This window comes from Streptomyces sp. NPDC058701, assembly GCF_042715295.1.
Lineage (GTDB): Bacteria > Actinomycetota > Actinomycetes > Streptomycetales > Streptomycetaceae > Streptomyces.
Genome location: NZ_JBHXSY010000010.1, coordinates 1 through 19,538, shown reverse-complemented (window position 1 = coordinate 19,538; position 19,538 = coordinate 1). Strand labels below are relative to the sequence as shown.

17 protein-coding genes are annotated in these 19,538 nt (G+C 75.2%); 7 read left to right on the top strand and 10 right to left on the bottom strand.

The features are described 5' to 3' along the window. The first annotated feature begins 39 nt into the window (after positions 1 to 39). On the top strand, positions 40 to 570 hold the full coding sequence (locus tag ACFWW8_RS13330; protein WP_386527638.1) for a hypothetical protein: 531 nt from the start codon (positions 40 to 42) through the stop codon (positions 568 to 570). A 38-nt stretch (positions 571 to 608) separates the two neighbouring features. Here the strand turns inward: ACFWW8_RS13330 and ACFWW8_RS13325 are convergent, their stop codons facing one another. After that, a complete protein-coding gene (locus ACFWW8_RS13325) occupies positions 609 to 1,811 on the bottom strand; it encodes an acetyl-CoA acetyltransferase (RefSeq protein ID WP_386527636.1) in 1,203 nt (400 codons plus the stop codon). A gap of 253 nt (positions 1,812 to 2,064) precedes the next feature. Between ACFWW8_RS13325 and ACFWW8_RS13320 the strand changes: the two genes are divergently transcribed. Further along, positions 2,065 to 3,267, top strand: a complete 1,203-nt coding sequence (locus ACFWW8_RS13320; RefSeq protein WP_386527633.1) for an acyl-CoA dehydrogenase family protein — start codon at positions 2,065 to 2,067, stop codon at positions 3,265 to 3,267. Next, positions 3,267 to 3,752, top strand: a complete 486-nt coding sequence (locus tag ACFWW8_RS13315) for a nitroreductase family deazaflavin-dependent oxidoreductase (protein WP_386527630.1) — start codon at positions 3,267 to 3,269, stop codon at positions 3,750 to 3,752. Before ACFWW8_RS13320 ends, ACFWW8_RS13315 begins: the two co-directional genes overlap by 1 nt. A 60-nt stretch (positions 3,753 to 3,812) precedes the next feature. On the opposite strand, the gene ACFWW8_RS13310 is transcribed toward ACFWW8_RS13315, so the two are convergent. Beyond that, entirely contained in the window at positions 3,813 to 4,460 is a 648-nt protein-coding gene (locus ACFWW8_RS13310; RefSeq protein ID WP_383921593.1) for a TetR family transcriptional regulator, read from the bottom strand. Between the two features lie 403 nt (positions 4,461 to 4,863). On the opposite strand from ACFWW8_RS13310, the gene ACFWW8_RS13305 reads away from it, so the two are divergent. The 3 genes from ACFWW8_RS13305 to ACFWW8_RS13295 all read left to right on the top strand — a co-directional run bounded on the left by ACFWW8_RS13305 (position 4,864) and on the right by ACFWW8_RS13295 (position 8,789). Then, a complete protein-coding gene (locus tag ACFWW8_RS13305; protein ID WP_386527627.1) occupies positions 4,864 to 5,658 on the top strand; it encodes a VOC family protein in 795 nt (264 codons plus the stop codon). 187 nt (positions 5,659 to 5,845) lie between these two features. After that, a complete protein-coding gene (locus ACFWW8_RS13300; protein WP_386527624.1) occupies positions 5,846 to 8,236 on the top strand; it encodes a PQQ-binding-like beta-propeller repeat protein in 2,391 nt (796 codons plus the stop codon). A gap of 55 nt (positions 8,237 to 8,291) precedes the next feature. Continuing rightward, the gene (locus ACFWW8_RS13295) at positions 8,292 to 8,789 is read left to right on the top strand and encodes a peptidylprolyl isomerase (protein ID WP_386527622.1); all 498 of its coding nucleotides are present in this window, start codon (positions 8,292 to 8,294) and stop codon (positions 8,787 to 8,789) included. 67 nt (positions 8,790 to 8,856) lie between these two features. On the opposite strand, the gene ACFWW8_RS13290 is transcribed toward ACFWW8_RS13295, so the two are convergent. From ACFWW8_RS13290 to ACFWW8_RS13270, 5 genes are all read right to left on the bottom strand, one after another. Next, the gene (locus ACFWW8_RS13290) at positions 8,857 to 9,552 is read right to left on the bottom strand and encodes a hypothetical protein (RefSeq protein ID WP_386527620.1); all 696 of its coding nucleotides are present in this window, start codon (positions 9,550 to 9,552) and stop codon (positions 8,857 to 8,859) included. Between the two features lie 130 nt (positions 9,553 to 9,682). After that, on the bottom strand, positions 9,683 to 10,318 hold the full coding sequence (locus ACFWW8_RS13285; RefSeq protein WP_386527617.1) for a hypothetical protein: 636 nt from the start codon (positions 10,316 to 10,318) through the stop codon (positions 9,683 to 9,685). 67 nt (positions 10,319 to 10,385) lie between these two features. After that, a complete protein-coding gene (locus ACFWW8_RS13280) occupies positions 10,386 to 11,162 on the bottom strand; it encodes an enoyl-CoA hydratase/isomerase family protein (protein WP_386527614.1) in 777 nt (258 codons plus the stop codon). Further along, complete coding sequence (locus ACFWW8_RS13275; RefSeq protein ID WP_386528097.1) at positions 11,159 to 11,584, bottom strand: Zn-ribbon domain-containing OB-fold protein; 426 nt, start codon at positions 11,582 to 11,584, stop codon at positions 11,159 to 11,161. The genes ACFWW8_RS13280 and ACFWW8_RS13275 overlap by 4 nt, the downstream gene beginning before the upstream one ends. A 110-nt stretch (positions 11,585 to 11,694) precedes the next feature. Next, positions 11,695 to 12,846: a lipid-transfer protein gene (locus ACFWW8_RS13270; RefSeq protein ID WP_386527611.1), complete on the bottom strand. Its 1,152-nt coding sequence runs from the start codon at positions 12,844 to 12,846 to the stop codon at positions 11,695 to 11,697. Positions 12,847 to 12,937: 91 nt separating this feature from the next. On the opposite strand from ACFWW8_RS13270, the gene ACFWW8_RS13265 reads away from it, so the two are divergent. Then, complete coding sequence (locus ACFWW8_RS13265) at positions 12,938 to 14,974, top strand: FadD3 family acyl-CoA ligase (RefSeq protein ID WP_386527608.1); 2,037 nt, start codon at positions 12,938 to 12,940, stop codon at positions 14,972 to 14,974. Here the strand turns inward: ACFWW8_RS13265 and ACFWW8_RS13260 are convergent. The 3 genes from ACFWW8_RS13260 to ACFWW8_RS13250 form a co-directional block, all read right to left on the bottom strand. Beyond that, entirely contained in the window at positions 14,971 to 15,699 is a 729-nt protein-coding gene (locus tag ACFWW8_RS13260) for a class I SAM-dependent methyltransferase (protein ID WP_386527605.1), read from the bottom strand. The two genes, ACFWW8_RS13265 and ACFWW8_RS13260, sit on opposite strands and share 4 nt — an antisense overlap. Positions 15,700 to 15,918: 219 nt before the next feature. After that, positions 15,919 to 16,089, bottom strand: a complete 171-nt coding sequence (locus ACFWW8_RS13255) for a hypothetical protein (protein WP_386527602.1) — start codon at positions 16,087 to 16,089, stop codon at positions 15,919 to 15,921. Between the two features lie 214 nt (positions 16,090 to 16,303). Beyond that, positions 16,304 to 19,537, bottom strand: a complete 3,234-nt coding sequence (locus tag ACFWW8_RS13250; RefSeq protein WP_386527599.1) for a BTAD domain-containing putative transcriptional regulator — start codon at positions 19,535 to 19,537, stop codon at positions 16,304 to 16,306. Between the last annotated feature and the right edge of the window lies 1 nt (position 19,538).

Genomic DNA, 19,538 nt, shown 5'->3' with positions numbered 1-19,538 from the left:
TGATGTGCCTCCTTCGAACGGCTTCTGGTGGGGGTACCGATGGTCAGAGATGGAAGACGGCGTACGAACGGCCCCGTCCGGCGGGCGCTGGTCGCCCTGCTCGTGGCGGGTGTGGCGGTCGCCTGCGGACCGGCCGACGGCGGGGCTCCCGCCGTGACGCCCCCGCCGGTTTCCTCGCCGGCGGCCCCGACCGCGAGCCCGACGCCGACACCCACGCCCACACCGACGCCCGAGGCGGCGTCCCCGACGCCCTCCCCGACGGCGTCCGCCGCCCCGGCGGCCGTGCCGAGTCCCTCGCCCACCCGGGCGGCCGCCCCGCGCGCCGCCGACCCGAAGCCGCCCGCCACCACCCAGGCGCCCCGGCCCACGACGAAGCCGGCGCCCCGGCCGACGACGCAGGCGCCGACCCGGCCGGCCACCGCCGAGTGCGAGATCGTCTCCAACGCCGGCAACTGTTACAACGCGGGCCAGTTCTGCCGCAAGGCCGACCTGGGCCGGTCCACGCACGCGGGGAACGGGCGGCTGATCCACTGCCGCTTGGACGGCAGCCAGCCGCGCTGGCAGTACTGACGGCATCGGCCGCCGGTAGTCGGTAGTCGGAGGCCGGCCTAGCGGCCCAGCAGGATCGTTCCCGAGGAGCAGAACCAGCCGCCCGTGCCCGAGGCCAGGGCGACCTCGGGCAGTCGGCCGCCGGCCTTCACGACCTGGCCGGCGCCCGCCTCGCCGCGCAGTTGGCGGACCGCCCCGACCAGCAGGAACAGCCCGCGCATGCCCGGATGGCAGGCGGAGAGGCCGCCGCCGTCGGTGTTGACCGGGAGTTCGCCGTCGCGCAGCAGGCGGCCCTTCTCGACGAAGGCGCCGCCCTCGCCCTTGGCGCAGAAGCCGAGGTCCTCCAGGGTCACCAGGGTCATGTACGTGAACGCGTCGTAGATCTCGGCGAGGTCCACGTCCGCCGGGGTCAGGCCCGCCCGCTCGAAGGCCAGGCGGCCGGAGACCGCCGCCGGGGAGACGGTGAAGTCCTGCCATTCGGACATGGTCGTGTGGGAGACCGAGGTGCCCGCGCCCAGGACCCAGACGGGGGCCTTCGCGGTGTCCGGTACGTAGTCCTCCGCCGCCAGCAGGACGGCGCAGCCGCCGTCCGAGCGGATGCAGCAGTGCAGTTTGGTGAACGGGTCGGCGATCATCTCGCCGGACAGCACCTCGTCCACGGTGATCGGGTCGCGGAACATCGCGTGCGGGTTCGCGGCGGCGTTCGCCCGGGCCTGCACGGCCACCGAGGCGAGCTGTTCCAGCGTGGTGCCGTACTCGTGCATGTGGCGGCGGGCGGCCATCGCGTACTTGGAGATCAGCGTGTGGCCGTACGGGACCTCGAACTGCAGCGGTCCCCGCGCCCCGAAGGAGAGGTTCGCGGTCCGGCGGCGGGCCTTGATGTCCGCGCGGGCGGTGGATCCGTACACCAGCAGGACGGCGTTGGCGTGTCCGGCGGCGATCGCGTCCGCGGCGTGGGCCGCCATGACCTCCCAGGTGGAGCCGCCGACCGAGGTGGAGTCGACCCAGGTGGGACGCAGGCCCAGGTACTCGGCCACCTCCACCGGGGCGAGGGTGCCGAGGCCGGCCGAGGCGAAGCCGTCGATGACGGAGCGGTTCAGCCCGGAGTCGGCCAGGGCGCGGCGCGCGGCCTGGGCGTGCAGGGCGTACGGGGTGGGGCCGTCCACCCGCCCGCAGTCCGAGAGGGCGACGCCGACGACCGCGACCCGGCGGCGCGGTGCGGGGGAGGGCAGGGGGCGGGGCTGTCCCGTCGGTCCAGGCATGGGGAAGACGGTATATCTGACGCTGCGTCAGACGCCAGCCCCCGTCCGCCCGGGCCCGGACCGACCGGCCTCGGTCGCGCGGCCCTCGTGGCCGCCGGGCTCGTCCGGGCGCGGGACGGCCGCTGACCCCGTCCGGCCGGCGCCGCCCGTGCGGGAACGCCCCGTGCGGGAACGCCCCGGTGTCCGCCCCCTGTGCATCTGGCGTCCGTCGCCCTAACATGACGGCCCGTCAGATACGGGGAGGAGCCCGACGATGGATGCCGCCTTCACCGCGGAGCAGGAAGCGATGCGCCGTACCCTGCGCGAAATCCTGGGCAAACGCTGTGGCCCGGACGAGGTCAAGGCCGCCGTCCGCACCGCCGCCGGACACGACCGCGAGCTGTGGCAGCAGCTCGCCCAGCGGCTCGGGCTGCCCGGCCTCGCCGTCTCCGAGGAGTACGGCGGCGTCGGCTGTACGCCCGCCGACCTGGCCCTGGCCTGCGAGGAGGCCGGGCGGGTGCTGCTGCCCTCGCCGCTGTTCGCCACCGCCGCGCTCTCCGTACCGCTGATCACCGTGCTCGGCACCGGGGCCCAGCGCGGCGAGCTGCTGCCGCCGCTCGCCGCGGGCGGGCTGACGGCCGCCCTCGCCGTCCCCGGCCCGGTGCTCGCCACGGCCCTCGGGCTGACCGGCGACAACACCGCCGGCGAGTGGGCCGGCGGCGGCCGGGCGGGCGGGGTCCAGGCCCGCGCCGACGCCGACGGCGGCTGGCGGCTGTACGGGGAGGCGGCCCAGGTGCTCGACGGCCACAGCGCGTCGGTGCTGCTGGTCGCCGCCCACACCGGCGGTTTCGCGCGCGCCCGGACGCTGCTGTTCCTCGTACGGGAGGACGCGCCCGGCCTCGTGCGGCAACGGCAGGCCGTACTCGACGAGACCCGGCCGCAGGCCGCCGTCCAGCTGAGGGACGTCCCGGCGCAGCTGCTCGGCGACGAGGGGGCCGACGTCGCGGCTGCCCTCGCCGCCACCGGGCGCACGGCCGCCGCCGTGCTCGCCGCCGAGGCGGTCGGCGCGGCCGGCCAGGCCCTCGCCCGGACCGTGGAGTACGTGTGCGGGCGCGAGCAGTTCGGCCGGGCGATCGGTTCCTTCCAGGCGGTCAAGCACCGGCTCGCCGACCTCTACGTCCAGGTGCAGGCGGCGCGCTCGGCCGCCTACTACGCCGCCTGGGACCCGGCGCAGGGCGGACTCGCACTCGCCCAGGCCCTGGAGGCCCTGCGGGTGACCGCGGGCGAGTCCATTCAGCTGCACGGCGGCATCGGCTTCACCTGGGAGCACGACGCGCACCTGTACTTCAAGCGGGCGGCGGCCGACGAGCTGCTGTTCGGCCCGGTGCACCGGCTGCGGGCGCACGCGGCGCACCGCGCCGGTCTCTTCACCCCGCCCGCGGGGGCGGCACCCGAGAAGGAGAAGGTGGCCGTCTGATGGCTGTGGAACCCGGAGTCGGCGTCAAGCTGATGCAGAAGGTCTCCTCGACCAGGCTGTTCGCCAAGGTCGCACCGCACTTCATCCCCGCCGTGGACAAGGCGGTGCACAAGCTGACCCGCGGCAGGGTCATCCTCAGCGCGCAGATGCTGCCGGGCGTGATTCTCACGGCCAAGGGGGCCAAGACGGGCGCGCCGCGGATCACCCCGCTGGCCTGCATGCCGGAGGACGGCGGGGCGACCTGGCTGCTGATCGGGTCCAACTTTGGCCGGCCCGGGCACCCGGCGTGGACCGGGAACCTGCTCAAGCACCCGGACGCGGACGTGAGTTGGAAGGGCCAGGACATCGCGGTACGGGCCCGGCTGCTGACGGGGGAGGAGCGGGCGGAGGCGTGGCGGGCCGCCCTGGTGTTCTGGCCGCCGTACGCGGCGTACCAGGCGCGCATCGAGCGCGAGATCCGGCTGTTCCGCCTGGAGCGTCGCTGATCACAGGCGCACGGCGGCACGAGACCGCCCCGGGACGGCGGACCCTGGAGGGGTCCGCCGTTACTTGGTGGGCTTCTTGCCCGTGATGCCGAGGTGGACGAGCAGCGCCAGGTTCGGCTTGAGCTCGGTCTGCTTGACGCCCCAGGTCTGGAACCCCTTCTGGTGCGAGGCGACCGCGGCCAGCATCGCGACGAGGGAGCCGGCCATCGCCGCGGGGCTGACGTCCTTGTCGACCTTGCCCTTGGCCTGGAGGTCCTTCACCGATTCCGTCAGGGAGTTGGTGACGGAGTTCAGGATCTTCATGCGGATCTTGTAGAAGCGCTTGTCGCCCTCGGCCGCGCCGAGGTCGACGACCCGCAGGATCGCGTCGTTGCGCCGCCAGAAGTCCAGGAAGCCCTCGACCAGTTCCTCCGCCGCCGACCACCCGGCCTTGCCGACCCAGGTGCGGCCCTCGACGAGCGACGTCAACTGGGCGCCCTCGGTGGCCATGTGCTCGGCGATCTCCAGGACGGCGCCCTCGACGTCCGGGAAGTACTGGTAGAAGGTCGCGGGGGAGGTGCCGGCCTTGCGGGCGACGTCGATCACCTTGACGTCGCGGTACGGCGAGGAGCTGAGCATCTCGCTGAGGCAGTCGAGCAGCTTCTGCCGCGTCGCCTGGCCGCGCCGGCCGGCGACACGCCCGTCGACGGTGCGTACTTGTCCTGTCATGCCGTCAGCTTACCGAGGGGTGATCGGGGCGCTATTCGGCCGCCTGCAAATGGGGTGACGAGGCCTCCGGCCAGGGCGGGAGCGGGTCCTGAGAGGCCGTGGGGCCGGGTTTCGGCCTGTGGCGGCGGCCCCGGGCGGCCGCGGTGGCCCCGCGTCGCCCGTGCCGGTTCGTACGGGCCCTGCACACAGCCCGGCCGCCCCCGTCCGTCCCCGCCCGCCCCCGCATGCAGCCCGGCCCGCCCTCCGTGCGCCCGGTCCTGCGCGCAGGACCGGCGCCCGCCGGTCACCCGGGGGTGTCCCCCGAATAGTCTTATCAACAGGCTGTGGACAAGTTTTCGGGCTGACCATGGCGGGGAGGGGCGAAAAGGGCACGAACCGCCGCACAACGGAAGGAACCGGGCTCATGGCCGCATTCGCGGAAGGCGCACCCTGCTGGGTCGACGCCTCGCTTCCGGACGTCGAGGCGGGCAAGCGCTTCTACGGTGAGCTCTTCGGGTGGACGTTCGCCGACGACGGCGGAGCCCGGTACGGCCACTACACGCAGGCCTACAGCCGCGGCCGCAACGTCGCCGCCCTCGCCCCCAAGCCCGACGGCCGCATGCCCACCGTCTGGGGGATCTACCTGTACACGACCGACGCCCACGCCTGTGCCCAGCGCATCCGCGCCGCCGGCGGCCAGATGGTGATGGACCCGATGCCCGTCGGCCCGTACGGGACCGCCGCCCTGGCCGCCGACCCCGGCGGCGCCGTCTTCGGGCTGTGGCAGCCGGGCACCCACCACGGCTTCGACGCGCAGCAGGAGCCGTACACGTACTGCTGGACCGAGGTCTACACGCGGGCCCGCGACGCCGTGGACGTCTTCTACGCCAAGGTCTTCGGCTACGTCCCCGAGGACCAGGACGACGCCGGCGTCGAGTACCGCATCTGGTCCCCGCCCGGCAGCGCCCCCGGCACGCAGACCGCCGTGATGGGGCGCAGCCTGATCACCGACGCCTTCCCGGAGGTCATGCCGGCGCACTTCCTCGCCTACTTCGCCGTACCGGACTGCGACGCGTCCGTGGCCGCGGTGCAGCGGCTGGGCGGCCGGGTCACCGCCGATCCGTTCGACACGCCGTACGGGAGGATCGCGGTCGTCGCCGACGATCAGGGGGCGGTCTTCGGGCTGCTCTCCGAGCCGCGGACCCGGCACGCGGGCTAGCCACGCGGCGTCCCGGGACCCGTCCCGGGGCCGGACCGGGCGCGGGCCTGACAGAATCGGTGGTGCGCGACCCCGGGCGGCGCCCGGGGGTGAGACGCTGCACGGGGCCCGGCCCCGGGCCGGGCTCGCGCGCGCTGGTGGAAGCGGACCCGGCGAGGGCCCGTACGGGGAAGTGTGGAGGCCAGTGGTGGAGCAGCTGACGCAGCACGACCCGAGACGGATCGGCCCCTTCGAGGTGCTGGGACGGCTCGGCGCCGGCGGCATGGGGCTGGTCTATCTCGCGCGGTCCGCGTCCGGACGGCGGGTCGCGATCAAGACGGTGCGCACCGAGCTCGCCGAGGACCAGCTGTTCCGGGTGCGCTTCACGCGCGAGGTCGAGGCCGCCCGCGCCGTCTCCGGCTTCTACACCGCCGCCGTCGTCGACGCCGACCCGCGCGCCGCCGTGCCGTGGCTGGCCACCGCCTACGTCCCGGCGCCCTCCCTGGAGGAGATCGTCAACGAGTGCGGGCCGATGCCCGCCCAGGGCGTGCGCTGGCTCGCCGCCGGGATCGCCGAGGCGCTCCAGTCCATCCACGGCGCGGGCCTCGTCCACCGCGACCTCAAGCCGTCGAACGTGCTCGTCGTCGAGGACGGGCCGCGCGTGATCGACTTCGGCATCGCGAGCGGCGTCTCCAACACCCGGCTGACGATGACGAACGTCGCCGTCGGCACCCCGGCGTACATGTCGCCGGAGCAGGCGAAGGACTCGCGCAGCGTCCGGGGCGCCAGCGACGTGTTCTCGCTCGGTTCCACCCTCGTCTTCGCCGCGACCGGGCACCCGCCGTACCACGGGGCGAACCCGGTGGAGACGGTCTTCATGCTGCTGCGCGAGGGCCCCAACCTGGAGGGCCTCCCCGACGAGCTGCGCCCGCTCATCGACTCCTGCATGCAGATGGACGCCACGCAGCGGCCGACCCCCGCCGACCTCCAGGCGCAGCTCGCCCCGCACCTCTTCGACGGCGGTGACGACAGCGGCACCGCCTCGGCGTGGCTGCCCGAGCGGGTCGTCGCGATGATCGAGGCCCGCCGGTCGGGTAACCGCACGCCCCCCGCCGCCGTGGTCCGGGCCCCCGCGCCCCGCCCCGGCGGCTCCCGCGGCCCGGACTCCGGGGCCGCCACGCACCGCCGGCCGCGCGGCGCCGAGCCGTGGGTGGACCCGCGCACCGGGCACGCCGTCCCGCAGCGCCCCCACCACCCGCCGATGGCCCCGGTGCCGTCCGGCGAGCCCGTACGGCTCGGCGGGTCCCCGGTGCCGATCGGGCCCGGGCCGCGCGCGACCGCGGTGGCCCCCGCCCCGCACGCCGGCGCCGCGGACTCGGCCACCGGCTGGATCCGCCCGCCCGGCGGCTCCCCCGCCGCCCCCTCCGTGGTGGGCGCCGTGCCGAACCCCGGTCCGGCCCCGGACAGCGGCCGCTGGCGCCCGTGGCGCTTCCGCATGTCCAACGAGGTGTGGGGCACCCCCACCGTGGCGGGCGACCTGCTGTACGTGACCTCCTTCGAGGTCCACGCCCTGGACGTGGCCAGCGGCCGCCGCCAGTTCAAGACCCGCGACGTGGCCTGGTCCATGGCCGTCTCCGACGGCCGCATCCACGCCTCCGACGGCCCCTCCCTGTACGCGCTCGACGCCACCGACGGCTCCGAGCGGTGGCGGCTGTCCACCGAGGCCTGGGTGTACGCCCTCAGCGCGGAGCGCGGCACCGTCGTCACCGCCACGCGCGGCGGCGGCGTACAGGGCTGGGAGGCGTCCACCGGGCAGCGGCTGTGGGAGCTGTCCGGCGCCCAGACCGACTTCGAGACCCCGGAGGCGGCCCCCGTCCTCCACGACGGCACCGTGTACGTCTGGCAGGACGCCCGGCTGCGCGCCGTGGACGCCCGCAGCGGCCGCGAGTCCTGGTCGTACCCCGTCGGCGACGCGGCCGCCTGCGGGAACGTGCCCGTACGGGTCACCCCCGCCCCCGACGGCAACGTCTACGTCAGCGCCGGCACCCGGGTGCTGTCCGTGGACCGGTCCTCGGGGCGGGTCCGCTGGCACTTCGAGGCCCCGGCAGTGTTCCTGGCCGCCCCCGCGTTCGCGCCGGGGCCCGCGGTGACCGGCGGCGGCGTCTACCTCGCCGACTACCTCGGCACCGTCTACGCCCTCGACGCGGCCACCGGCAAGGACCGCTGGCGGATCGCGACGGAGGCGCGGTCCTCCGCGGACCCGGTGCTGGTGGCGAACGGCAACGTGCACCTCGGGGCGGGCAGCGCGCTGTACACCCTCGACGCGGTCACCGGCACCCCGAAGTGGCGCTTCGCGGCGGGTGGCGAGATCACCGGCCTCCCGGCGGTCGCGGACGGCCGGGTGCACTTCGGATCGGCCGACCACTGCCTCTACACACTGGACGCGGCGGGCGGCCAGCTCCGCTGGAAACTGGCCACGGGCGGCGAGATCACGGGCGCCCCGGTGGCGGAGGCGGGCGTGGTCTACGCGTGCAGCAAGGACCGCTGTGTGTACGCCCTGGACGCGGCGAAGGGCACCGGAACCCGTACGGCGGGCTGAGGCGACTCGGCCCCTCCCGGTAGCGGAACGCACCGGGAGTGACAGGATGGACCCCATGAGCAACGTTTTCTTCGACATCACCATCAACGGCGCCCCCGCGGGCCGCATCGTCTTCAACCTCTTCGACGAGGTCGTCCCGAAGACCGCGCGCAACTTCCGCGAGCTGGCCACCGGCCAGAACGGCTACGGCTACGCGGGCTCCGGCTTCCACCGCGTCATCCCCCAGTTCATGCTGCAGGGCGGTGACTTCACCAACCACAACGGCACCGGCGGCAAGAGCATCTACGGCGAGAAGTTCGAGGACGAGAACTTCACGCTGAAGCACGACCGCCCGTACCTGCTGTCGATGGCGAACGCCGGCCGCAACACCAACGGCTCGCAGTTCTTCATCACCACCGTCGTCACCTCCTGGCTCGACAACAAGCACGTCGTCTTCGGCGAGGTCGTCGAGGGCCAGGCGCTGGTCGACCAGATCGAGGCCCTGGGCTCCCAGTCCGGTGCCCCCAAGGGCAAGGTCGAGATCGCGGCCTCGGGCGTCGTCGACGCCGCCTGACCCCCGCACCCACGTGCCGGCCGGCCCCGCCCCCTCCGGGGGTGCGGGGCCGCCGCCGTTTGTGGGGCTACGACTGCTGGTCCCTGGGGGGTCTCGGGCCCCAGCCGGTGGGGCCCGAGGGGTTATCGGGGTCTGCGGGGCCCGTGGGTTCCGGCGGGTAGGTCCCGGCCTGGTCCTGGTGGGACGGGGGGTACGACCGCGGGTCCTGGTGGGACGGCGGGTACGCCCGCGGGTCCTGGTGGGGCGGCGGGTACGGGTCCGGGTCCTGGTGGGCGGGCGGGTACGGGGATCCGTACGCTGCCTCGTCCCGGTCGGCGGGGGCGTCCGTGCGGCGACGGCGCCGGGCGGGGCGGCCGCTCATCACGGCGGCGCCCAGCAGCAGCAGCGCGCCTCCGCCGAAGGCGTTGGCGAGGCCGTCCCCCAGGCCCGGTCCGTCACCGCCGACCGAGAGGCCGTCCGCGGCCTGGCCCTGGCGGACCATCCACAGCACGGCGAACCCGAGGACGACGACCCCCGCCAGCCCCATGAGCAGCCGCGACCGGAGCACGACCGCGACCAGCGCGAGGAGGGCGGCGAACAGGAAGGGCAGCAGGATCGACCCGAACAGCGAGGCCCCGTCCTCGGTGATGCCGGCGCGGGAGAACAGCTGCTCGACGCGGTAGTCGCGCCCCTGGCGGCTGCCGTACCAGGCACGGAACGGGCTCCAGACGGCGGCGGCCGCGCCGATCAGCCCCAGCAGCGAACCCAGTGTGTTGCGGATCATGCCAGGCCCTTCCGGAGAGCGGCCCCGTCCCGACGCTACGCCCGGGTACCCGCCGCCGCACGCGGGCGGAGCCGGGCGCCGGAGGATGCGGAGACACCGGTGGGACCGGTCTGCGCCGGGCGGCCGGCTGCTAGCGTGACCCGCTGTTGTCCAGGGGGAGGGGTGGGGCCATGGTGGCCGTACGTCGTTTGCGGTTCACGGCCGTGCTCATCGCCGTCGTCTTCGCGCTGACCGGTTTCTCGTCGACCGGCGGGAGCGGAAGCAGCGGGAAGAGCGGGAAGAGCAAGAGCAGCGGTGGTGGCTGCTCCAGTTCCAAGAGCAGCAAGAAGAAGACGCACAGCGGGAGCGGAAGCGGCGGCAGCTCTGCGAGCACCACGCCGTCCGCGAGCCCGACCGGCGACCCGGCCACGGCCGTGGTCGTGTCCTGCGCCGGCGCGACCCCGCCGGTCTCCACCGTCAGGGTGACCTCCCGGCTCGACCGCAGGGCCACCTTCGAGGTGGAGCTGTACCGGGAGACCGCCTCCGGCTCCGTACTGGAGGCGAGCACCGCCCGGGTGACCCTGGAGGCGCGCGCGACCGGCACGGTCGACGTCGCACTCAAGGAGCCGGCGCGGGCCGCCGAGGTCAAGACCTGCCGGACCGGCCCGGTCTCCGTCGTGTCCTCCTCGGCGTCCGCGACGACCAGCCCCGCGCCGACCTCGTCCTCGGGCGGCTCCACGAGCGGGTCCACGAGTGGGTCCACGTCGAAGCCCAAGCCGAAGGCCACCAAGCGGCGCTCCTGAGCCCGGACGGGCGGGCAGACCGATCCCACCCGGCCCGGCCCGCTCCGGGGGTCAGCGCAGCCGGTACTCCCCTCCCGGCCGCCGGGAGGCGAACAGTTCCGCCTGCCGTTCCGGCGCCAGGTTGCCGAGCGCGATCAGCGCCGGGGCCTGGTCCAGGGCCTGCCGGAGCGCGGCCCGCTTCGCGGACCACAGCGCCCGTACGGTGCCCTGCACGGCCTCCGTCGGAAAACCGGCCAGGGTCTGCGCCGCCCGGAGCGCCGCCGGGAGCAGTTCCTCGGGCGCCGTCAGCTCCGAGACGAGGCCGATCCCGTACGCCCGCCCGGCGGAGAGCCGTTCGGCCGTGCCCATCAGGGACATCCGGGCGGCCTCCCCGAAGGGCATCCGCTGCGCCATGTAGACGGCCTCGTACGCGCTGACCATGCCGTAGGCGGTGTGCGGGTCGAAGAACGTCGCGCTCTCGGAGGCGATGATGAACTCCGATTCGCCCAGCAGGTAGAAGGCTCCGCCGCACGCCATGCCGTTGACGGCGGCGACCACGGGTTTCCACAGGTCGCCCGCCTTGGGGCCGATCGCCACCAGCGGATCGTCCACCGAGTACGGGGACCCCGGCTGCGGCACGACCGCGTCCCGGTCGATCCCGGTGCAGAACGCGGCCGTCCCCGCGCCCGTCAGCACGACCGCCCGGACCGCGTCGTCGAAGCGGAACTCCTGCCATACCGCAGTCAGTTCTGCGGCCGTCTCGAGGTCGATGGCGTTGTGCCGGCGCTCCCGGTCCAGGGTGACGACCGCGACCCCGGTGGACGCCTCGCGCTCCACCCGCAGCGTCACGGCTTCTCCAGGACCCAGCGCGGCACGGCCATCCCGCCCGTCTCGGTGAACACCACCTGCACGCGGGCCCCGATGCGCAGCCGCGCCGGGTCCACCGAGTCCAGCGGGGCGTCGGCGGAGGTGACGAGGTTGCCGGCCAGCCGGATGTGCGGGGCGTCGGCGAGCTCCACGAGGATCACGTTGTACGGTGCCTGCGCGGCGTACGCGGGCAGCAGCGGCGGGTACGGGCGCACGTAGGACCAGATGCGGCCGCGGCCGCTCATCGGACGCCACTCGCTCGCGAAGGACCGGCAGCGCGGGCAGCAGGGGCGGGGCGGGAAGCGGAGCCTGCCGCAGTCGGCGCAGGCCTGGACGCGGAGCTCGCCCCGGGCGGCGTGCTCCCAGAAGGGCGCGCCGTCCTCGTCGGGCACGGGGAGCAGCAGCGCGTCGGCGGCCGGAGCGGCCGGGCCGGCCGAGTCCGCCGGGGTGCTCACGGGCGCGGTCGCGGGGGTGGTCTGGGGTGCGGTCTGCGGCGCGGTCATGGGTCGGCTCCTCAGGCTCTCAGCAGGATCGCGGACGTCGGGACACCCTCGCCCGCCGTCACCAGGCAGGTCGCGGCGTCCGGCACCTGGGCGGTGGAGGTGCCGCGCAGTTGCTTGACGCCCTCGTTGATCAGGTTGAAGCCGTGGACGTACGCCTCGCTCAGACCGCCGCCCCCGGTGTTGATCGGGAGCCGGCCGCCCCTCTCCAGCGCGCCGCCCTCGGTGAAGGCGGCGCCCTCGCCGCGCCCGCAGAAGCCGTAGCCCTCCAGGGAGAGCGGGATGAGCGGGGTGAAGGCGTCGTAGATCTGGGCGACGTCCACGTCCTGCGGGCCGAAGTCGGCCTGCTTCCACAGGTGCCGGGCGGCCGTCCAGGCGGGCCCGGTCAGCGGGTCGTCGTTCCAGTAGTTGACCATCCCGTGGTGCTGGGCGGGCAGGCCCTGGGCGGCGGAGTGGACGTAGACGGGCTTCTGGCGGCAGTCCCGGGCGCGTTCGGCGGAGACGATCACGCAAGCCAGCGCGCCGTCGGTCTCCAGGCAGTTGTCGAAGAGGCAGAGCGGGTCGCTGATCATGCGGGAGGTCATGTACATCTCGCGGGTCAGCGGGCGCTCGTACATCATCGCGGCCGGGTTCTCGTTGGCCCGGTTGCGGCAGGCCATCGCCACGTTGAAGAGGTGGTCGCGGGTGGCGCCGTACTCGTGCATGTAGCGGCGGGCCAGCATGCCGATCTCGTCGGCGGGGCGCAGCAGGCCGAAGGGCCGGGTCCACTGCCCGGGGGTGGGCAGCTGGACGGCGGTGTTCTTCCAGGGGCGCGGTCCGGAGCCGCGCTTGCGCGAGCGCCAGGCGACGCCCACGGAGGCCTGGCCGGTGGAGACGGCGGCCGCGAGGTGTCCGACGGTGGCGCAGGAACCGCCGCCGCCGTAGCCGATCTTGGAGAAGAAGGTGACGTCGCCGGCGCCGATGGACTTGGCCACCTCGACCTCGTCGGTCTCCTCCATGGTGTACGAGGAGAAGGCGTCGACCTCGGCGGGATCTATGCCCGCGTCGGCCAGTGCCGCCAGAATGGCCCGGCAGGCCAGTTCCTTCTCGGACTGCGGCAGTCGTCTGGCAAAGGCGGTCTGGCCGATGCCGACTATCGCCGTAGCGTCCTTGAGCGTTGCCGCCATCGCCACCTCCGGGTGCGCCAGTACTGACAGCCGCGAAGGGTACAGCTAATCTGACGGATAGTCAGCTACTGGTTGTCGGGGAGGGCGGACGATGGACGAGGGCGCGAACGAAGAGCTGCACGGGGGCGCGCGCGATGGCCTGCGCGAAGACCGGTACGAGGGCCGGCACGAGGGCCGTTCCGAAGGTCCGGACGTGGCCCCGCGCGCATCCGCCGATCCGGGCCCCGGCGCTCCCCTGACCGGGGCGCCCGGGCTCACCGCGGGCCCGGACGACGGCGCCGGCGGCCCGGGCGGGTGCACCGACGGCCGGGGCGGGTACGCGGGGCATCCGGACGGGGGCGCCACGGGCCCGGCCGGGTACGGAGTCGGCCCGGGCGGGGGCGCCACGGGCCCGGCCGGGTACGGAGTCGGCCCGGCCGGGGGTGCCACGGGTCCGGACGGGTACGGAGTCGGCCCGGCCGGGTGCGCCGCCGGGTCCGGCGGGGACCCGCGGGGCGACCTGCGCTGGGGCAGCATCGCGCGGCTGGTCAGGGAGTCCGCCGACCGGTACGCCGACCGCGAGGCCGTCGTCGACGGCCGCGCGCGGATCAGCTACGCCCAGCTCGGCGAACGCGTCGAACGCGCCGCGGCCGCCTGCGCCGCCGCCGGGGTCGAGCCCGGCGACCGGGTCGCCGTCTGGGCGCCCAACACCCTCGAATGGATCGTCTCCGCCCTCGGAGCCGTCTCGGCGGGCGCCGTGCTCGTCCCCCTGAACACCCGCTTCAAGGGCGCCGAGGCCGCGTACGTCCTGCGGCGCAGCCGCGCCCGGCTGCTCTTCGTCACCGGCACCTTCCTCGGCACCTCGTACGTCGCCTCCCTGCGCCGCGCCGCCGCCGACGGCCCCGGCGCCGGGCCCCTGCCCGGGCTGCCGCACCTGGAACAGGTCGTCGTCCTCGCCGACGACGCCCCCGACTCCTTCCGCACCTGGAGGGAGTTCCTCGCGGGCGGGGACTCCGTGAGCGCCGAAGCCGTCCGCGAGCGCGCCGAAGCGATCCCCTCCGACGCCCCCTCCGACATCATCTTCACCTCCGGCACCACCGGCAGTCCCAAGGGCGCCGTCATCACCCACGCCCAGTCGCTGCGCTGCTACGCCGTCTGGAGCGAGCTCGCCGGACTGCGCGAGGGCGACCGCTACCTGATCGTGAACCCGTTCTTCCACACCTTCGGGTACAAGGCCGGGATCATCGCCTGCCTGATGCGCGGGGCCACGATGGTCCCGCAGCCCGTCTTCAACGTGGACACCGTCCTCGCCAACGTCGCCGCCGAGCGGATCTCCGTGCTCCCCGGGCCGCCCACCCTCCACCAGTCGCTCCTCGACCACCCCCAGCGCGACCACCACGACCTGTCCGCGCTGCGCCTCGTCGTCACCGGAGCGGCCGTGGTCCCGCTCCAGCTCGTCGAACGGCTCCGTGGCGAGCTGCACATCGCCACCGTCCTCACCGCCTACGGGCTCTCCGAGGCCAGCGGCATCGTCACCATGTGCCGCCGCACCGACCCTCCCCGCGTCATCGCCGAGACCTCCGGCCGGCCCATCCCCGGCACCGAGCTGCGCATCGCCGGCCCCGACGGGGAACCCCAGCCGGCCGGGACGGCGGGCGAGGTGTGGGTACGCGGACACCACGTCATGCGGGGCTACTTCGAGGACGCCGCCGAGACCGCGGCGGCCGTCACCCCCGACGGCTGGCTCCGCACCGGCGACGTCGGCGTCCTGGACCGGGGCGGGAACCTGCGCATCACCGACCGGATCAAGGACATGTTCATCGTCGGCGGCTTCAACGCCTACCCCGCCGAGATCGAGCAGCTCCTCGGCCTGCACCCGGACATCGCGGACGTCGCGGTGGTCGGCGTGCCCGACCCGCGCCTCGGCGAGGTCGGCAAGGCGTACGCCGTCCGCCGCCCCGGCTCCACCCTCACCTCCGACGACCTGATCGCCTGGTCCCGGCGGGAGATGGCCAACTACAAGGTCCCGCGCGCCGTGGAGTTCGTCGCCGAACTGCCCCGCAACGCGAGCGGCAAGGTCCTCAAACGGGACCTCCGCATCCGCCGGGCCCCCGGGCTGATCCGCCCTGATCCGAAAGACACGGCCTAGTCCGGGTTCCGGGCCAGGACGAGGCGCCAGCGGGGGGCGCCCCCGGGGAGGCGGCCGAAGGGCTCCAGCGGGGCCGTCTCCACGGTGAAGCCCGCCGCCTCCAGGTCGGCGCGGACCGGGCCCAGGGGGAAGGTGCGGTAGTACATGACGAACGGCGGCCGCCAGACCGCGTTGCGCACCCGCATCGCCGCGTCGAAGCCCGCCAGCGCCCACCACGCGGGGTGCCGGGGCGGGATCGGCGCGCCGATCGGGAAGGCGAACAGGCCGCCCGGGCGGAGCGCGGCGCGCACCCCGGCGAAGAGGGCCGGCCGCTCGGCCGGCAGGAAGTGCCCGAAGGCCCCGAAGCTCACCGCCAGGTCGTACGCGTCCCCGAGCCCGGCCGGCAGCGCCAGCGCGTCGGCCCGTACGAAGTCCACCCGGCCGTCCGGGTGCGCCCGCCGGGCCTGCGCCAGCATGCCCGCGCTGAGGTCCACCCCGGTCACCCGGTCCCGGCACAGCCGCCGCAGCATGCCGATCGCGGCGCCGGTCCCGCAGCAGAGGTCCAGCCCGGCGCCGAACGAGCCCTCCCGCGCGGCGAGGGCCTCCTCGACGGCGTCGAGCATCCGGTCGGGCGTGCGGAAGGGGGTGTGGTCGAACTTCGGCGCGAGGAGGTCGTAACCGCGCTCGACGGAGGACAGCGCCTGCACGGCGAGTTCGCGGACGCTCGGCCCCTGGGAGGTGAACACGGCTCCAGCCTAGGGCCCGCCGGGCGGGTCCGCGGCAGGCCCGCGCTCCGGCCGCCGCGCCGCCGGCGCCGTACGGATGCGGGCCTGCCGTCAGCCGCCCGCGTACGGGTCCGGACAGGGGTGTGCGGCGGTCGCGATGGCTCCCCCTCCGGGCCACCGCGACCGCCGTCCCCCCGTTTTCCCCCGTAAGTCTTCGTGCTGCGTCCGTGTCCGCCCGGGTTACGGGCGGGGGCCGGACGCGTGGTTGTCCAGCGTCTGGATCTGCTCCTCCGCGGGCTGGCTACCGTCGAGCGGCACCGCCGCGGGCTGTTCCGCGGGCTTCTCCAGCGGCTTGATCTCGACGCCCGAGGCGTGGTTGTCGAGCGGCACGATGTTCTCGTTCGTCGTCATCGGATCTCCTGATGGGTGGGTAGGGCCCGTTCGGCGATTCCCCCGCGGACCGCCGAACGGGTGGTCCTCCGACCGACCCTCCAGTCCCCCCGGTGCGGTGGGTCGATGCACTTATCGTGCCGGGCGGCGATAAACGAACGATGAACGTCCCGTTCATCGCCCGGCGGCGCAGGTCAGGCGGTCTCCGGGCGCACGGGGCCGGCGCCGGACCGCCTCACGCGGCGATCTCGGGGTCCAGCAGCGCCCGTACCTCGGACAGCTCCGCGGAGTCCAGCTGCGCGAAGACCGCCTCGGCGTCCCGCCAGCAGGCCCGCGCCCGGTCGGACTGGCCCAGCCGCAGCAGCGCCTTGCCCAGCACCATCAGCACGGTGGCTCGGCGCCACTCCCCGCCGATCCCGCGCAGCGCGATGGCCTGCTCGGCGTGCGAGGCGGCCAGCGTCGGGCGGCGCGCGGCCAGGTGGGCCTCGGCGAGCCGGAAGTGCGTCACGCCCTCCCACAGCGGCTGGCGGTTGTCGTGGAACAGCGACAGCGCCTCGGTGAGCTGCGCCAGGGCCTCGCCGAGCCGGCCCGCCTGGGTGAGCGCGATGCCGAGCGCGTAGCGGCCGTTGGCCAGGCGCAGGGTCAGGCCCATCCGGTCGTAGACGGCGATGCCCTGCCGGGCGAGGTCGATGGCGCTCGTCAGGCGGCCCAGCTCCACGTGGATGCGGGAGAGGTTGCACAGGGCGCTCGCCTCTCCGATGTGGTTGCCGTCGGCACGGAAGTTCTCTATGGCCTCCAGCAGGTAGCGCTCGCCGTCCGCGTGGCGGCCCTGGTAGAGGGCGATGATCCCGCGGTCGTTGGGCGCCCAGCAGCTGGGCAGCGGGTCGCCGGCCTCGCGGGCGAGGGCGGTGGCCCGCCGGGCCTCCTCGTCGGCCTCGGTGAACCGGCCCGCGACCAGGTGGGTGTTGGTGAGGGTGGTACGGGCCCGGCCCTCGGCGCGGGGGTCGCCGGCGCTCCGCGCGGCGTCGCGCAGGGCCGTCGCGGCCGACTCGTACTGCTTGGAGTTGGCACCGGACTCGGCGAGGTCCTTGGCCGCCCACAGCAGGTCCACGGCCCGGCGCAGGACCCGCGTCCCGTCGCGGTCCTGGCGTACGGCGCCCTGCCGGACGCAGGCCAGCAGCGGGTCGGCCTCGGCGTACAGCCAGTCCAGCGCGGCCCGCGGATCGGTGAAGACCAGCCCGGGGTGGCGGGTGGCGGACAGGTGCGCGGGCAGCCGGTCGCCGGGGCGCTCCAGGGCGTACACCCCGGAGGCGGTGGCCAGGTAGAAGTCCAGCAGCCGGTCGAGGGCGGCCTCGCGCCCGCTCGCGGGCTGCTCGTCGCGCTCGGCGCACGCACGCGCGTAGAGGCGTACGAGGTCGTGGAAGCGGTAGCGGCCGGGAGCGGCGGATTCGAGCAGGGAGCAGTCGACCAAAGCCTCCAGGAGGTCCTCGGTGTCCTGCTCGGGCAGGTCGAGGACGGCGGCGGAGGCGGCGAGGGAGATGTCGGGGCCGTCGGCGAGGCCCAGGAGGCGGAAGGCGCGCTGCTGGGCGGGCTCCAGCTGGCCGTAGCCCAGCTCGAAGGTGGCCTTGACGGCGAGGTCGCCGGCCTGCAGCTCGTCGAGGCGGCGGCGCTCGTCGGCGAGCTTCGCGGCGAGGACGGACACGGTCCAGGTGCGGCGGGCGGCGAGCCGGGAGGCCGCGATGCGGATGGCGAGCGGCAGGAAGCCGCAGGCGCCGACCACGTCGAGGGCGGCCTGGCGTTCGGCGCCGACGCGTTCGGCGCCGACGATCCGGGTGAACAGCTGGAGGGCCTCCTCGGGGCTCATCACGTCGAGGTCGACGAGGTGGGCTCCGGCGAGGCCCGCCATGCGCACGCGGCTGGTGACGAGCGCGGCGCAGCCCGCGGTGCCGGGCAGCAGCGGGCGGACCTGGGCGGCGTCGCGGGCGTTGTCGAGGAGGACCAGGACGCGGCGGCCGTCGAGGGTGGAGCGGTAGAGCGCGGCCCGCTCCGCGGGGGAGTCGGGGATGGCGGTGTCGGGGGTGCCGAGCGCGCGCAGGAAGGAGCCGAGGACGGCGACGGGTTCGGCGGGGCGCGGCTCGGTGCCCTGGAGGTCGACGTAGAGCTGGCCGTCGGGGAAGTGCGGGCGGGCGGCGTGGGCCACGTGCACGGCGAGGGTGGTCTTGCCGACGCCGCCGATCCCGGCGAGCGCGGAGACGGCCATGACCTGGCCCGCCCCGGCGGTGCCGGACAGGATGCTGCCGAGCTCGTCGACGAAGCTGCTGCGGCCGGTGAAGTCGGCGACGGTGGCGGGCAATTGGGCGGGCCTTACCTGGACGGACGCCGCTGCGGGCGCCGGGTCCTCGGCGCGGGCGAGGTCGGCGTCGGCGTTGAGGATGCGCTGCTGGAGCGCGGAGAGTTCGGAGCAGGGGTCGACGCCGAGCTCGTCGGCGAGGAGGCGGCGGGTGTCGGCGTACACGGCGAGGGCTTCGGCCTGGCGGCCGCTGCGGTAGAGGGCGAGCATCAGCAGCTCGCGCAGCCGCTCGCGCAACGGGTGCGCGGCGGTCAGCGCGGTGAGCTCGGACACCGCCTCGGCGTGCTGGCCGACCTCCAGGTCGAGGTCGAGCCGGGTCTCCACGAGCTGGAGCCGCCATTCCGCGAGCCGGGTCCGCTCGGTCTCCGCGTGCGGCCCGGGGACCGCGGCGAGGGGCTCGCCGTCCCACAGGTCCAGGGCGCGGGCCAGCAGCGTGCGGGCGAGGCCGCGGTCGCCGGCCGTGCGGGCCGTCTCGGCTTCGGCGGCCAGGGCGCGGGCCACGCCGAGGTCGAGGGTGGCGGTGGAGCGCAGGCGGATGGCGTAGCCGCCGGACTCGGTGACGAGCAGCCCCGGGTCGAGGACCTTGCGGAGGCGGGAGGCGTACGTGCGGATGGTGGCGAGGGCCTGCTGGGGCGGGTCCTCGCCCCAGATGGCGTCGATCAGTTCGGGCGCGGTGGCGGTACGGCCGTCGCGGAGCAGGAGCGCGGCGAGCAGGGCGCGCTGCTGGGGGGTGCCGGAGGGCAGCGCCTCGGCGCCGCGCCAGGCCCGGACGGGGCCGAGGACGGCGAACCGGGAACCGGCGGCGGGGGCTTGGGCGGCTCCGGGACCGCCGCCGGCGGGCGCGTCGGCGCGGGGGGCGGCGTGCGGTCCGGGCGCGGCGTGCGGTCCGGGCGCGGTGACGGCGGGGCGGGGCGCGCCGGCGTCGGGCGTCGCCGCTCCGGGTGCGGGGGGTGCGGACGGTCCGGCGGGTCCGGGTCGTCCGGCGGGTCCGGGTGGTCGGTGTCCGGTGGCTCCCGGTGCGGCGGCTCCCGGCGCGGCGGGCGCGGCGGGGCCCGCTCCGGCCGTCGCGGGACCGGATCCGGCGGGCAGGACTCTGCCGGCGGCGGGCCGGGCGGCCAGG